This is a genomic window from Butyrivibrio sp. INlla16 (assembly GCF_900104155.1).
Classification (GTDB): Bacteria; Bacillota; Clostridia; order Lachnospirales; family Lachnospiraceae; genus Butyrivibrio.
Genome location: NZ_FMYB01000005.1, coordinates 48,710 through 65,047 on the forward strand (window position 1 = coordinate 48,710; position 16,338 = coordinate 65,047).

13 protein-coding genes are annotated in these 16,338 nt (G+C 38.3%); all 13 read right to left on the minus strand.

What is annotated here, in order from left to right; translation table 11 throughout:
• Positions 1-22: 22 nt before the first annotated feature.
• On the minus strand, positions 23-3,799 hold the full coding sequence (locus BLR42_RS03810) for a response regulator (RefSeq protein ID WP_091866787.1): 3,777 nt from the start codon (positions 3,797-3,799) through the stop codon (positions 23-25).
• Between the two features lie 108 nt (positions 3,800-3,907).
• Positions 3,908-4,396, minus strand: a complete 489-nt coding sequence (locus BLR42_RS03815) for a Gx transporter family protein (protein WP_091866789.1) — start codon at positions 4,394-4,396, stop codon at positions 3,908-3,910.
• Positions 4,397-4,422: 26 nt separating this feature from the next.
• A complete protein-coding gene (locus BLR42_RS03820; protein ID WP_091866791.1) occupies positions 4,423-4,812 on the minus strand; it encodes a NusG domain II-containing protein in 390 nt (129 codons plus the stop codon).
• Between the two features lie 232 nt (positions 4,813-5,044).
• Positions 5,045-6,076: a branched-chain amino acid aminotransferase gene (locus tag BLR42_RS03825; protein WP_091866793.1), complete on the minus strand. Its 1,032-nt coding sequence runs from the start codon at positions 6,074-6,076 to the stop codon at positions 5,045-5,047.
• A 193-nt stretch (positions 6,077-6,269) separates the two neighbouring features.
• On the minus strand, positions 6,270-7,682 hold the full coding sequence (locus BLR42_RS03830; protein ID WP_170832626.1) for an AI-2E family transporter: 1,413 nt from the start codon (positions 7,680-7,682) through the stop codon (positions 6,270-6,272).
• Positions 7,683-7,730: 48 nt separating this feature from the next.
• Complete coding sequence (locus BLR42_RS03835; protein ID WP_091866797.1) at positions 7,731-8,549, minus strand: Mrp/NBP35 family ATP-binding protein; 819 nt, start codon at positions 8,547-8,549, stop codon at positions 7,731-7,733.
• 27 nt (positions 8,550-8,576) lie between these two features.
• Entirely contained in the window at positions 8,577-9,572 is a 996-nt protein-coding gene (locus tag BLR42_RS03840) for a glycosyltransferase family 2 protein (protein WP_091866799.1), read from the minus strand.
• Positions 9,562-10,050 (minus strand): 3-isopropylmalate dehydratase small subunit, encoded by a 489-nt coding sequence (leuD, locus tag BLR42_RS03845; protein WP_022759921.1) that lies wholly within the window; start codon positions 10,048-10,050, stop codon positions 9,562-9,564. The genes BLR42_RS03840 and leuD overlap by 11 nt, the downstream gene beginning before the upstream one ends.
• A 36-nt stretch (positions 10,051-10,086) precedes the next feature.
• The gene (leuC, locus tag BLR42_RS03850) at positions 10,087-11,352 is read right to left on the minus strand and encodes a 3-isopropylmalate dehydratase large subunit (protein ID WP_091866801.1); all 1,266 of its coding nucleotides are present in this window, start codon (positions 11,350-11,352) and stop codon (positions 10,087-10,089) included.
• A gap of 82 nt (positions 11,353-11,434) precedes the next feature.
• On the minus strand, positions 11,435-13,876 hold the full coding sequence (locus BLR42_RS03855; protein WP_139165100.1) for a YfhO family protein: 2,442 nt from the start codon (positions 13,874-13,876) through the stop codon (positions 11,435-11,437).
• Between the two features lie 47 nt (positions 13,877-13,923).
• Positions 13,924-14,952, minus strand: coding sequence for a ketol-acid reductoisomerase (ilvC, locus tag BLR42_RS03860; protein ID WP_022759918.1), 1,029 nt, complete (start codon positions 14,950-14,952; stop codon positions 13,924-13,926).
• Positions 14,953-15,027: 75 nt separating this feature from the next.
• Positions 15,028-15,543: an acetolactate synthase small subunit gene (gene ilvN, locus BLR42_RS03865; protein ID WP_091866805.1), complete on the minus strand. Its 516-nt coding sequence runs from the start codon at positions 15,541-15,543 to the stop codon at positions 15,028-15,030.
• A 189-nt stretch (positions 15,544-15,732) separates the two neighbouring features.
• The gene (ilvN, locus tag BLR42_RS03870; RefSeq protein WP_026665872.1) at positions 15,733-16,221 is read right to left on the minus strand and encodes an acetolactate synthase small subunit; all 489 of its coding nucleotides are present in this window, start codon (positions 16,219-16,221) and stop codon (positions 15,733-15,735) included.
• Between the last annotated feature and the right edge of the window lie 117 nt (positions 16,222-16,338).

The following is a 16,338-nucleotide window of genomic DNA, read 5'->3' on the forward strand; positions in this document are numbered from 1 at the left end:
AACTCCTCCGAAAAAAGTACCATTAAATAATTGAACTAATTTCATCTTCAATTTTATCATACCATTCAAAGATTTTTTCTGTTTTTTCATCAATTATCGATAAATTATTATCTTTTCCTGCAAATTCCAGTTCTTTGGCGAGTTCGCTGAATTCCTCAGCTCCAAGAAGTTTAGTTGAACTCTTAAGCACATGCAGCTCAATTATATAATTCTTAATATCTTTTTTCTCATAGAGTTCTTTTATTCTCTTCTTTTTTACATCTGCAGTTCGTATAAACATCTGAAGAATGGTGATATAGGCATCCTCAGAACCACATAATGAAATAGCCTCATCTATATTCAGATATGAAAGCTTTCTAAGCTTTTTCATATTATCGGAAGCATTATCCTGATGGGCTTTTGATTCAAATATAGATTGTCCGGGCATAAACTCAATAATGTCATCGTCTTGAATATCATCATTTGATGATAGGATTTTTTCGGGCTCCGACTCCTTTTCGGTAATGACTTCTTCGTATGACATTTTGAAATCTGGAAGATATTTACCAAGCATTTTTTCAAGAGCTGCCGGGTCGACGGGTTTTGACAGATAATCATGAAAACCTGCTGCAATATATTCTTCTCTTGCTCCGACAACAGCATTTGCAGTAAGTGCAATAACTGTGGTATCTTTCCGTAATAAATTCTCTTTCTTTAATTCTTGTAAAGTCTCAATACCATCCATTTCTGGCATCATATGATCGAGAAGGATGATATCATAATGCTTTTTTCTGACCTCACTTATACACTGGGCTCCTGATGTTGCAAAGTCGGGAGAAATCTTATTTCTTTTAAGGAGACCTTTTATAACCGCAAGGTTCATTTCGTTATCATCAACAACAAGGATATCAGCATGGTCAGCAACAAGATATTTCTCGGTAGTATCCTGCTCATCGGTAACAGCAGTGGAAATATCGAAATCTCCGAGATAACCCCAATCGGTTACCTTCTGATTGAGGTCAAATGAAAATTCCGAACCTTCGCCGTATACGCTCTTAACCTCAAGATGACTGCCCATCATTTTAAGAAGACTTGTAACAATAGCAATACCAAGCCCCGTGCCCTCAATATTTCGGTTTCTCTTTTCATCAAGTCTCTGGAAAAGAGCATTCAGTTTATCAAGATCAACATCCTTAATACCTATACCGGTATCAGTAACCTTTACTTTCAGAATAGTGTGCTCTTTATCGTAATTTTCCGCAGAAACAGACAGGGTAACAGAACCCTTCTCCGTATATTTTACGGCATTGGTAAGAATGTTCAGGATAATCTGCTTTATTCTGACGTCATCACCATACATCCCTCTCGGTATATCCGGATCAATCTCAAGCTTAAGTTCAATATCTTTATTTTTAAATCTGGGACTTATCATGTTTATGACATCATTTAAAAGTGTCCTTGTTTCATAATTAACACAGATAATCTCGAGTTTTCCTTCCTCGATCTTTGAAAAATCAAGAATACTGTTAATTAAACTAAGAAGTGTCTTAGAGGCGCTTCTTATCTTGCTTGCATAACCCTTTATCTCTGATCCCGGATTTTCTCGGAGGATCATCTCGTTCATTCCAATAATGGCATTGATAGGAGTTCGAATTTCATGTGACATCATTGCAAGGAAGTCACTCTTTGCTTTTCCTGCTGCAATCGCACTGTCAGCGGCCTCCTGCAACTGGCTGTTCATCTCCTCCTGCCACGTAAGCAGTCCTCCAAGCAGCCTGTACACAGCTATCACACATATAAGTGATGACAAGAATGCAATTGTACCGTATAGTATGGTCCTTCCGTAAATGCTAAGGAAATAGAACACAATATAAACCTTAAAGCCGGAATACTCATTCTCAACTGCAAGTAAAACTTTAAGATCATTATCATAATCCTTAAATATCATTATACTTTCGCCGTTTGTCTGGGCTTTTGCATAAGGCAGCTTTGCAATATTAGTAGTTTTTCCTTCCCGCATTTGATAAGATCCGTTTGGATGATTGATAATCATGCCTCTTGTATCGGTAAGGAATGCATAGTTTTTGTCATCATAGGATTTTCCAAGGATATCTATAAGCTTATCCATGTAAAAATCTATACCAAATACCCCTAGGAATTTTCCTGTATTGTTGTCATAGACAGCCTTCGAAATTGTTACACAGTAATATCCTGTCTTCGCATCCATATAAGGACTTGAAATACATGTCTCCTGATCAGAATTGATACTATCCATGTACCACTGTCTGTCTTCAACCTTAAAATTGCTGTCGGGCTTCCAACCGTTATTCATATAGACCGTAGGATTGAACTCTTTATTTGCAATATAAGTTGCTGATATCTGTTCATATTGCGCGGTTATTCTTTCAAGATAATCTACTGTATTATCGTAATTATCAAGAATATCGGGTTTTGTTGATATATCTGCACAGAACATATCAAGAATGCTCTCTTGTGTAACAACCCATTCCGAAACCTGATTATTATATTCGCCGACCATTTCGCGCATACGTGCCTTACACCATCTTGAGGTCATCCAGCTGATTGAAAGGGCACTGATTAGCATTGTAAGGGCCATCAGAGATATGATGAGATTCCTGAACCTGCTGCTGACTTTTGTATATTTTTTTACACTTTGAGTATTGCGTTTCTGTTTTTCCTCTTTTACAAAATTTGAATAACTGATTATCTGCTGAATGCTTTCGGAAAGCTGTTTTGTTGCATCTTGAATAGCCTCAAATCTCGCTTCATAATTTTTATCTTCATCAAAAGCTTTTGAGGTTGAATTGTTAATTATTGTATTTAAGGGTGATTTTAAGTCTCCTGAAACAGCCCTCAGGAATTTATCCTTTGATTCTAGCGCTTCCTGAGCTTTTTGCTCATTTTTCTTGCTTACAAAGTAAAGGACAAAAATAATTACAAAAAGAATAGCATTGAGAATAATCGCGGCTAAAAGCCACAAATAAGAGTCATGATATAATTCCCAGTCATTGATACAAACTATAAGATACCACCCAAAATCAGTACCGGTGGCAAAAAGATTATCATTAAAAAGTCCGTTTTTGATCCTCGACGAAACTGTATTATCCGACGTTTTTGCATGATCAAAAACCCCGGCAAGTTCAGGATATGTATCCTGAAGTTTAAAGCCCACATCTTCCTTATTGCTGCAACCTGCAATAACACCATCTCCGGAAACCATTACCGCAGTATTATTGTTTGCAATGGCAATCTGCTCGATTTCTTTCTGAATTTTATTTAAAGAACAATCTATGGCAATTACTGTTCCGTCTACAAGCAGCTCTTTTGAAACCGTATAGCAAATCTGACCTGTTACCGCATCAACATACGGGTCGCTTACATAAACCTGTTTGTTATTGTTAACGGCTCCCAGATACCAAATTCTGTCCTTGACATTATAACCATCTGTTTCATCAAGATCCGGAATAATTTCATAGTCTTTTCCCGCAATGTAAACGTTAAAACCAACGCCATCGGAGTCTTTGAAAATTGCATCTTTTTTTGCATAAATGTATCTTTCCAAAGCATCTTTATCATCTAATATTGGCAAAACTTCAATGGCTATTTCGGATGCATGATTTTTTGCGGTAATTATACCTTTATCAAGCTCTGCAATAATACTCTCCAGCTGATAAGCACCGGCATTTCTCGTTTCTTCAGCTGTCATATTAAATACAAGAAAAGTGTTTATCAGAGTAACGAATATCAGAGCTATTAATACAATTATAATTATTCCGGCTGTACTTTTACTTTTCCTCACCGAAAAACCCTCATAAGTTAACAGAAAAATCAATAGATTACATCATAATTCCACAAATAAATTATAAGTGTTTTTAGGTAAGCACATTATAAAGTTTTCTTAAAACGTTCATAAAATCTTGCTGTATTTAAGCATATAATCGGCTATTAAACCATTTAAAAAGCCGCACAGCGCACCTGAGATCAAAAGAAGCGGCAAATAGTAGATTATTCCGGAGGTTTTGACCACAAATGCAGCAATAAGAAGCTGACCGATGTTATGCGCAACACCGCCGCAAATACTTACTCCTCTCACATCGAAAATATCTGTCTTCTTAACAACACACATGACAATAAAGCTAATCACAGCTCCTGCAATAGAAAAAAGTATGCCAAACATACTTCCGAACAAGAAACCAGTAAGCACAATCCTTAACAGGTTTACAACTGCCCCTTCCTTATTCCCATAACTGTAGATCAAATATACGATTGCCATATTCGGAAGTCCAAGCTTCATCCCAGGAACACCTCCGAAAAACGGAATTAAACTCTCTATATATGATAAAATCATCGCGTAGGCCAAAAGAAGCCCAAGCAGTGCAAGCTTTTTTGTTTTCATAACAATCCTTCAAGCATTTAATCAGATTATTTCGACATACTGTCGAGTTCACCCTTTTCTTCACTACCCTTTATAGTAACAACAACTCTGTGCGGCAGACATATTATCGACTCCCCGATCTTTGAAATTTTCCCCTGCTTAATACACAGTTTATCAGGGCAATCAGCCTCATTTACATAACAAACTCCATCCATGACAACAACCTTATTTTTACCACCATCAAACCCGGTGACTTCAAACTCATCATCAACATCAATGGCCAATTCCTTTACCACTTCCCCATCAACCGAAACCACCACAAGCTCGCCATTCCTCGAATTAACCCTGTTAATCAACATAATCAACAAAGCTAATAAAACCACTCCCACTAATAACGCATAACTTTTTACTTTCTTATTTTTTTCTTTCATATTCATTGCCCAACTTATAATGTAATCAACAAAAAACGCCCCATCTCCTCAAGGAAACAGGGACATAAAATAATTATATAGAAAGTTTATATAATAGAAAAGGTCGAACGCTGCAGATTGATTGGATAAGGCGGATATATGTGATACTTTGTCAGCTTTGGAATGTATAGTTCCACGCAAACAAATATCACATATATTCGCCTAATAACAAGCAATAAGCAGTGTTCGACCTTATTTATTATTTTATAACATGAACCCAGCCTTCAGGAGCTTCGATTTCGCCCATTTGGATACCGGTGAGGGTATCGTAGAGCTTCTGGATAACGGGGCCCATCTTCTCCATGCCGGACTCGAAGCAAATCTCATTGCCGTGGTCATTGATCTTGCCTACGGGACTGATAACTGCAGCTGTTCCGCAAAGACCCATCTCCTTGAAGTTGTGTACCTCATCAAGACGTACAGGACGCTCATCTACTGTAAGTCCAAGATAATCCTTAGCTACCTGAACAATTGATCTTCTTGTGATCGAAGGAAGAATTGAATCGGTAAAGGACTTCGGAACAACAAGATTACCGTTTTCATCTACAAACAGGATATTTGCTCCACCTGTCTCTTCAATGTAAGTTCTGTTCTGAGCATCAAGATAAACGTTCTCAGCGAAGCCTTCCTCATGTGCGGTTACAATAGCATGAAGACTCATAGCGTAGTTAAGACCAGCCTTGATGTTACCTGTACCATGCGGTGCGGCTCTGTCAAAATCACTGATTTTTACTACGATTGGCTTAGCACCACCCTTAAAGTAAGGACCTACAGGTGTAACGAAGATTCTGAACTGATACTCATCAGCAGGCTTAACACCGATTACATTACCTGTTGCAAACATAACAGGTCTGATATAGAGTGTAGCTCCGCTTCCGAAAGGAGGAACCCAGTCCTCATTAGCTTTAACAACTTCCTCAACAGCCTTGATGAATCTATCCTCAGGAAATGCCGGCATCTCAAGTCTTTGTGCTGAATCAACCATTCTCTTTGCGTTGAGATCCGGTCTGAAACAAACGATATGGCCATCCTCTGTTGTATAAGCCTTAAGTCCCTCAAATACTTCCTGTGCATAATGGAGTACTCCGGCATCCTCGCTCAAAACAATTTTAGAATCCGTTGTAATGGCACCATCATCCCATTTACCATCTTTAAAATTAGACACATAGCGGTAATCCGTTACATGATAATTAAATCCAATACTTGACCAGTCTAAATTCTTTTTCCCCATAATAACTATGCTCCTTTGATATTTTATAGATCAGTTCAGGGATGAAAATATCTCTAAGCCGATTAGTTTTAACGCTTTAACGCGCCAATGTTTAAAGATTATTATAGTTACATAAAATCAAGTGTCAAGGCGCAAATTTAAGCATTAATAATTTATGGAATACATTACAAAATTAATGTCCCATTAATTTTACTCAATTCTTATCATCATCTTCCTCAGTATCATCAGAAATGCTTAGAGGCGATGGCGATGTTGGCACAACATTTTCGATATTCTTCTTTGCTTTTTTATAAAACTTAAATATTCTGCGCCAGGTGGATGCCTCATTATGAACATAATATTTCGTATTATCAGCATCTTCCAAAGATACAATTCCTTCATCATCCATATATGCAGTATCGATATATGTTGAAGTATCTCTCGGTAATTTCTTTTCCCTTAGTCTTTTTAATGTTATATGGCTGAAAAATGCATAAATGCAGGCAAAAACAGGAACACCTATAAGCCACCCTATAGGTCCCCATATACCTCCGAAAAACATAATGGCAAAAATGACCCAAAAGCTTGATAATCCCGTTGAATTGCCGAGAATTAAAGGCCCAAGTATATTTCCGTCTATCTGCTGAAGCACAACAATAGTAATAAGGAATGCCAATGCCTTTATAGGATTAATCATGATAAGCAGGATAAGCCCAAAACCTCCGCCTATATACGGACCAAAAAAAGGAATCAGGTTGGTAAGTCCAACACAGAAAGCCAAAACTATCGGATAAGGAACCTTTAATAACTTAATAACGATAAAGCAGATTATTCCGACAATAAGCGAATCCACGATTTTTCCCATGATGAATCCGGTGAAGGTATGATGTGCATATCTGAAGGCACCAATAACTTCATTTGCAAAATCCCTTTTAAGATATGCGTAGCAAAGCTTTTTGCCCTGTCCGATAAATATTTCTTTGGAATTAAGCACATAAACAGCAACGACAATTCCTACAATCAGATACAAAAAGATCTGAACTATGTTCATCATACTTTTGGATATTGTAGAAATCATTGTAGAAAGATTAGGGACAAAGTTATCTCTGAAAAGCTTTGTCAGATTGGTGGAGTATTCCTGCAAAAGTGAATCCACTACTCTCCTGACTGAAGGATTATCATTTAGATACTTATCCATAAATCGCTGGAAGTTAGAAGCATAGAAAGGAAAATTGCGAATAATGTCCCTTATACTTCGGATAAGCTGAGGAATAAGGACCATCAGCATTGCGTAAAGAACAATAAAGAAAAAAGCCATAGTTATAGCAACGCTGATTTTTCTTACTTTCTTTTTTCTTTTAAAATACTGAGGTTTTCTAAGATCAATACCCTTTAGATTATATAGCGGGTAAATCCATCTGTGTTCAATGGTATTAAGAATAGGAGTAAGAATATAGCCTATAACACATCCTAAGATAATTGGCGTGAGAATGGAAAGAAGCCGGTTTATGCTTTTAGTGAGTGCCTTCCCGTTAAAAAGTACATAATAGATCAGCATAATGATCAGTGCACAAATAACTACGCATGCCATTATACTAAGCTGTTTCTTCCCCGGTTTCCATTTCATAAGGTCCATCCCCCAACGATAAACTTAAAACGTCATTTTAATAATATATTATAGATTTTCAAGCTTATATACAAGACTGTCCATAAAGTCTGCATCATATTCTTCTATCTTACCTGCGTCACATTTTGTGGCAAATTCCGGATCGAGCGGAATTCTTGCAAGCACATCAAGTCCGTTTGCCGCAGCATAAGAGTCAATCTTACTCTCACCAAATACATAAATAGGCTTATTACAGTGAGGGCAATTCATATAGCTCATGTTCTCAACAAGGCCGATTACAGGCACGTTCATCATTTTAGCCATATTTACTGCCTTTTCAACTATCATGGAAACAAGCTCCTGAGGTGTTGAAACTACAAGTATTCCATCAATGGGAAGTGACTGAAAAACAGTGAGCGGAACATCACCTGTTCCGGGAGGCATATCTACAAACATGTAGTCCACATCTCCCCAGCATGCTTCACCCCAGAACTGCTTAACAACGCCTGCTATAACAGGGCCTCTCCAGATTACGGGATCTGTATCATTTTCCATCAAAAGATTAATGGATACCATTTTTATTCCGTTTTCAGACTCTGACGGAATCATATTACCGTCATCATCTGCGTATCTGATCTGAGAAGCGCCAAACATCTTGGGAATCGAAGGCCCTGTAATATCAGCATCAAGAATTGCTGTTTTATATCCTTTCTTATTCATGGCACAAGCAGAAAGTCCTGTAACAAGGCTTTTTCCAACACCGCCCTTACCACTTACTACTCCGATTACTTTTTTTACAGTTGAACCTTTTGCAAGGTCTACGCGAAAGCTCTGCTCACTCTCCTTTTTAAAATCCGCAGGAGTCTTCTTTTTCTTTTCTTCTGACATTACTAAAACCTCAAATCTCTATTTTTTTTATCTTATTATTTTAACGTCTGTAAGATTAACCTTATCTTCTTTATCCCCAAGATATTCACTTATTATGTATCTTGGTCTATTTTTTGTCTCAAGATAAATCTTACCAACATATTCTCCTATCACACCAAGTGAAATCATTGTGAGACCGCCGATAGCCCAAATTGATAAAACAGTTGTGGTCCACCCCGGTATCGTATTTCCTGAAAAATGTCGCACAAGAGAATAAATAAGTATAATTATACTTACGGAAAATATTAATACGCCTAGACCGGATATAATCCTTATTGGCTTAACACTAAGTGATGTTATCCCCTCGAATGCAAATGAAAGCATCTTCATCAGCGGATATTTACTTTCTCCCGCAAATCTCTCAGATCTCTCATAATAGACAATATCCGTCTTAAGTCCGACCATAGGTACAATTCCGCGAAGGAACAGATTTACCTCAGTAAATTCGGAAAGCATCTCCAGCGCAGTACTGCTCATAAGTCTGAAATCAGCATGATTATAAACGATATCAGCACCCAAATTATTCATAAGCTTGTAATAGCTTTGGGCTGTACCTCTTTTAAAAGCTGTATCAGTCTGTCTGCTGCTTCTTACGCCAAAAACAATCTCAGCTCCCTGCTTATATTTTTCAATCATCTCATCAATGGCACCAATATCATCCTGAAGATCGGCATCCATTGAAATTGAAATATCGCAGACATTTCTGACCGTCATAAGGCCGGCAAGAAGTGCATTCTGATGGCCTCTGTTTCTTGAAAGCTTTACCCCCTGGAAAAGTTCATTTTTCTTATGTAATTCATCTATCATTATCCAGGTATTATCTTTTGAACCGTCATCAACAAAAACCACTCTACTATTAGCTGATATGGTTTTACTTTCTATAAGACTGTTCAGTTTTTCCTCAAGTCTCCTGGAGGTTTCAGGTAATACCTCCTGCTCATTGTAGCAGGGGATTACCATGAATAATCTGATATCATTTTGCATTGATATAATTTACCAGTCCTTCGCTGTCGATTATTTTTTGCATAAAAGGAGGGAATGCCTGTCCCTGATAGGTCTTACCTGTTGTTTCGTCGGTAATTACACCTGTATCAAAATTGATACTTACGATATCGCCGGCTTCAATTTCATCGGCTGCCTCTTTGCATTCAACAATGGGAAGGCCGATATTGATGCTGTTTCTATAAAAAATCCTGGCAAAGGTCTCTGCTATCACGCAGGAAACGCCGGCAGCCTTTATGGCAATGGGCGCATGTTCTCTTGAAGAACCACAACCAAAATTCTTATTTGCAACAATGATGTCGCCTTTTTTTACATTCTGAATAAATGTCTTATCAATATCTTCCATACAATGAGCAGCAAGCTCTGCATGGTCGGTAGTATTTAGATATCTTGCAGGGATAATTACATCCGTATCAACATTATCCCCGAACTTAAATACGTTTCCTCTTGCTTCTTTCATAGTCATTTTCCTTTCAAAGTCTGGTTATGCCCAAATTTACAGTTCTGTGGGCGATGAAAGCTTGCCTGTTACCGCACTTGCAGCAGCAACCGCAGGTGAAGCAAGATAAATCTCAGAATCCGTAGCTCCCATTCTGCCGACAAAGTTTCTGTTGGTTGTTGATACACATCTCTCACCTGAAGCAAGAATTCCCATGTATCCGCCAAGGCAAGGTCCGCAGGTAGGTGTTGAAACTACTGCTCCGGCTTCAATAAAGATCTTTAGAAGTCCCTCTTCCATAGCCTGCATATAAATAGCCTGAGTTGCGGGAATTATGATGCATCTGATTCCATCAGCTACTTTTCTTCCCTTAAGAATTTTCGCAGCCACTCTGATATCATCTATACGTCCGTTTGTGCAGGAACCAATCACTACCTGATCGATCTTTATATCAGCAATATCATCAAAAGTGTGTGTATTTTCAGGTAAATGCGGGAATGCAACTGTTGACTTAAGAGTAGATAAATCAATAGTGTACTCCTCATCATATTCAGCATCCTCATCAGCTTCAAAAGTTTTAAATTCTTTTCCGGGAGCATGCTCCTTAAGATACTCTATAGTTTTCTCATCTACCGGGAATATTCCGTTCTTACCTCCTGCTTCGATGGCCATGTTAGCAATAGTAAAACGATCATCCATAGAAAGTGCTTTAACACCTTCTCCGGTAAACTCCATTGATTTATAAAGCGCTCCGTCTACGCCGATCATACCGATGATATGGAGAATTACATCTTTCCCGCTTACATATTCAGGGAGCTCACCGATAAGATTAAACTTAATAGCGGAAGGAACCTTAAACCAAGCCTTTCCCGTAGCCATACCGGCTGCCATATCAGTAGAACCGACGCCTGTACTGAAAGCACCAAGCGCACCATATGTACATGTATGTGAGTCAGCACCGATTATCAGATCACCGGGAACCGTAAGTCCTTTTTCCGGCAAAAGTGCATGTTCGATTCCCATCTGACCAACTTCAAAATAATTGGTGATGGAATTTCTTTTTGCAAATTCTCTTACACATTTGCAGTTTTCAGCGGATTTAATATCCTTATTGGGAACAAAATGATCGGGAACAAGTGCTATCTTGTCCTTATCAAAGACAGAATCTGTCTTGAATTTTTCCATTTCCTTAATTGCTACGGGGCTGGTAATATCATTACCCAAAACCAGATCAAGATCAGCTTCGATCAGCTGTCCGGGTTTAACTTCAGGAAGTCCCGCATGTGCTGCCAGAATCTTCTGGCTCATAGTCATTGAAGCCATGTACTTTTACTCCTCACCTTTCCAAAAACTCAGATAAAATCTCATAAACCGCTACAAATCATCTTGAATAAAGATACCATATTTAGCGATTTTTGTAAAAACGACAAAATATATTGTATGCAGCAAATAACACTAAACCAATTATACTTAAAACAAGTCCGGGTATGAATCCTGCCGGTAAATACTGAGCTCTAATGAGATGGACGCCGGCCGGAACTTTAATTGCAATCATCCCGTAGTCAGCATTTATTATCTCAGCACGTTTATCTTCAATATCGAATGTAAACCCCTTCATATTGGGAACCGAGAAAAACATAATCTTATCGGAACTTAAATTTGAGGTCATTGCATAAAAACCTCTTGTATTTGTTTCAAATTTCTGACAGGCACTCTGTCTTCGGTCATCACAGTTTTTCTCGAAAACCTCGATCGGCATTGCCTCTTTATAATATGACTCGGGCAGTTCATTTATGATTCCTTCATATTTTTCAGCTTCTTTATCCGGAAGAATCAGGGCTACACTGAGAAGTCTGTCCTTAATCTCAATATCTTCAATGCTTTCCCAAACTGACTCCTTGATGTAGTAATCATAGGTAAAGCCCATCGGAATATAGTTCATATTTCGATATACATCTATTCCGTTTTGTGAACTTGTAAACATAAAGCCCGGTATGCCATTACCGCTTTTAAACATTGCATCATCGTTTATAAGCGAATTTTCAAGATAATACTTATTGGATAATATAGCTCTTATGCCAAGACAAAATTCAGGTATTCTTGTTTCGACTGTTCTTTCGATATCAAGCGTACCTTTCAGAAAATCAAAGGTTTGAGCCGGAATTGTACTGATAAAACTATGAAGTGATCCATATCCCCAGTACATATCATAATTTGTTGCAGTGTTATCGGTTTCAGTCCTGAAATAATCCTCTTCATCGTCCAATGTAGGACTGGAATTAAGCATCTGCTTTTCCCACTGCTCTTTTCCGTAATCTGTAATAAGTCCGCTGCCGTTCTTAAGCACTATATGCAAAGATACAACTGAAGAAATCGCAGTCATTATAAGCAAGATCTCAAGCCGCATGATCGGACGCTTTAATTCTATGGTTTTCCCAAAAAGATTAGGTATTTTCCTTATACATTTGGGAACCAGGAAAATCGATACAATGAGCATCAGCAAAATTATGGAAGTTCCGATGATATCTCTCCAGAATATCTTATCGTTTTCGATAAGCGCCATATATTTTATCTTATGATAATCATTGTAAGACGGAAGAATCGAAATGCCGAGAACCAGTAAAAATAATCCACAGGTTATCAGGCATCCTTTTTTCAGTTCCTTTGATGCGCCTCTCTCAACCACCTTTGCAGTCATAAGTGACATAATGAGAATAGGCATATAAAACCATCTCGCATAATAGTTCTCGTTTAAAAGAGAAAATAATGCATTCAGTCCCGGAATAAACGCAAATATCAGACAGACAAGAATTAGTCTTTTATAAACGCTCTTTTTCTTCATGTAAAAATATGCTATTACACCGGAAAGACCAAAAAGCGGCAAAAATACAGCAAGTGAAGCATTTTTTACGCTGGCTGTATAAAAAACGGTTCCTTTCCCAATGATGTCAGGAATCATCACCATGCTCTTTAAAATATCCCAGAGCATATTCATACTCTCATATGAAACAAGGTCGTAGCCAAGAAGTATGTTTGAAATACGGCTGTTTCCGCTGACACCAAGAACTGCCTGCAGTACATAGAATGCAGGAATAAGAACGCCAAGAAGTCCGCCTAAAAGAGCACGCATAAACATTCTTAAAACAGTTCTGATATTATTCCCGGGAATATAGCATATTACAAAATACAGTATCAGAAATAAGACTTCACCGAAAAAGAAATAGTAATTTATCACAGCCATAAGAGATGTCATTAGTACAAAGAAAATGAACCTCTTTCCTGCCGGTCTGAAAAACCAAAGATCTTTATGGTGATCCAACTCCATAAGCCTGTCAAAACTCAGAAGAAATAACGGAAAAAAAGCCACTGCATCAGTAAAATGGTTAAAGACAATGTTACAGGCATTAAAACCGGAAAATGCATACAAAAGAGCGCCGATAAATGCGGAATCATCGCGAATTACTTTGCGTCTGATATATGCATAAGCAGTAACCGCGCAAACACTATATTTTAGGGCCATAAGATATGGCATCATATATGGAATAAACTTTTCGGGAAAAGGAATTGTCAGCCAAAAAAACGGACTCCCAAGAAGATAAAAAGAAAAACCACCTACAAGAGAGCTTCCGAAATCCACATTCCACAAATAAAACAAATTACCGCTTCGAATTGCTCTGTGTGCCACAGTGTAAAACGGGATTTGCTGTACATTGTAGTCTCCGTAATAGAAAAACGGCATGCCTCTTTCAATAAAAAAAGGCAAAACCGCTACCATATACATGATAAATGAAAGAAAGTAAATCTGAACCAGTCTGACTTTTAAAGGCTTTTCCCTATAATATTCCATAATCACCTAAAATGAGCTGCCGCATCAGCGGCAGCTCTCCTTAAATCTTAGTTATTGATGAGCTTGTCGCTCTCATTGTTCCAGCTGTAAAGCTTTCTGATCTCAGCACCAACCTGCTCTGCGGGATGCTCTGCAGCAAGCTTTCTCATAGCCTGGAAGTGAACCTGTCCGCCTGCGTCACTCATATCAAGAAGGAATTCTTTTGCGAAGGTACCATCCTGAATATCTGAAAGGATCTTCTTCATAGCCTTCTTAGTATCCTCTGTAACAATCTTGGGACCTGTTACATAATCACCATACTCAGCTGTATTTGAAATTGAATATCTCATTCCTGCAAAACCTGACTGATAGATAAGGTCTACGATGAGCTTCATCTCATGTACACACTCGAAGTAAGCATTTCTCGGATCATAGCCGGCTTCAACAAGTGTTTCGAAACCAGCCTGCATAAGTGCGCAAACACCGCCGCAAAGAACTGCCTGCTCACCAAAGAGGTCTGTCTCAGTCTCTGTTCTGAATGTTGTTTCAAGAATACCAGCTCTTGCTCCGCCGATTCCTGCACCATAAGCAAGTGCCTTATCAAGTGCCTTACCTGTAGCATCCTGATATACAGCTACAAGACAAGGTGTACCCTTTCCAGCCTGATACTCACTTCTTACTGTATGGCCGGGAGCCTTGGGTGCGATCATTGTAACATCGACATCCTTCGGAGGCTGGATAAGACCAAAATGAATATTGAAACCATGAGCAAACATAAGCATATTGCCTGCTTCAAGGTTGGGCTCGATGTCTTCCTTATACATCTTAGCCTGCTTCTCATCGTTGATAAGAATCATAATCACGTCAGCCTTCTTAGCAGCTTCTGCTGTTGTGTAAACTTCAAGTCCCTGTGCCTCTGCCTTAGCCTTGCTCTTAGAACCCTCATAAAGACCAACGATGACCTTGCATCCGGACTCCTTAAGGTTAAGTGCATGAGCGTGTCCCTGGGAACCATAACCTATAATGGCAATTGTCTTGCCCTCTAAAAGTGAAAGATTACAATCTTCCTGATAGAAAATACGTGCATCCTGTGACATGTTTCTTACCTCCGTAAAAAATTAAATTTTATATACCAACGAAAACAGCTTATAAGCATTTTTCGAAGTTAACTGTTACATTTTCTGTAATTCCTCGATAGAAATAACCTTGTCAACACCTCTTCCGAGACCTGCAATTCCTGTTCTTGCAAGTTCAAGAATCTCTTTTCCCTCAAGCATCTTAAGAAGTGCATCAACCTTGGATTGGTTACCGGTTATCTCAATGATGAGCGATTCGGGAGTCACATCGATAATATTTGCTCTGAAAATATTTACTATCGAAATAAGACTGTCTCGCTCCTTCTCATCAGCTCTAACCTTTATAAGAGCAAGTTCTCTGTATACGCTCTCTTCAGGTTCGAGTTCATGAATATCCCTGACATCGATCAGTTTGCTTAACTGCTTCTCAATCTGATCGAGGATCACATCATCTCCGGATGTTACAATTGTTATTCTGGTGTAATTGGGATCTGCTGTAGTTCCGGCCGTTATACTCTCGATATTGTATCCTCTTCTTGCAAAAAGCCCTGAGATTCTTGTAAGAACGCCGGATGTATTATCTACCAGCAATTGAAAAACTTTTCTCTTCATGTCCCTCCGAAAAAAACTGATAATCAGATTTTGGGTGCATTTATTTTCTTGTTTGCACCTTTAACAATGGATTATATGCGCTTTTATGCACAAAGTCAACGAAATACTTTACAAAATTAAAACTTTAAAGGACTAAATTATTGATTTATTTTAACAAATACTTTATTGATGTTTTTTAATCTAATCCTCTTACTTCTCACCCTCACTGCATTTTGTGAGAGCAACTGTTCCTGTTCGAGCCATTTCAACAATAGAAACTGTTCTAAGCATTTCTATAAAAACTTCTACTCTCTCAGGAGTATCACAAATCTGTATGATCATCATGTTTTTGCTCATATCGACAATATGCGCTTTCATAATGTCACAGTTTTCCATGATATCTCTTCTGTTTTCGCGATTGTAACGAACCTTGATGAGGGTAAGCTCGCGACAGATGCTCATACTTTCCTTAAAAGTCTTAACCTTTATTACATCAAGCTTTTTATTGAGCTGTTTCTCAATCTGCTCAATTGTCCTTTCATCACCGCTTGATACAATTGTCATGCATGAGACATCCTTTGAATTTGTTTCACCCACAACAAGCGAGTCAATATTAAAATTTCTTCGTGAGAAAAGGCCCGCAACTTTACTGAGCACACCGGCATGATTCTCAACTAAAACTGAATAAATTCTTTTCATAGTTCCTCCGAGTACGCCGTCATAAATATATATTTCATCTTCGCCTCGTTACGCTTCGCGTATAATCGGCGCATTTGAAACATATATTTATTCCGGCTGTGCATTGGATAAATATAC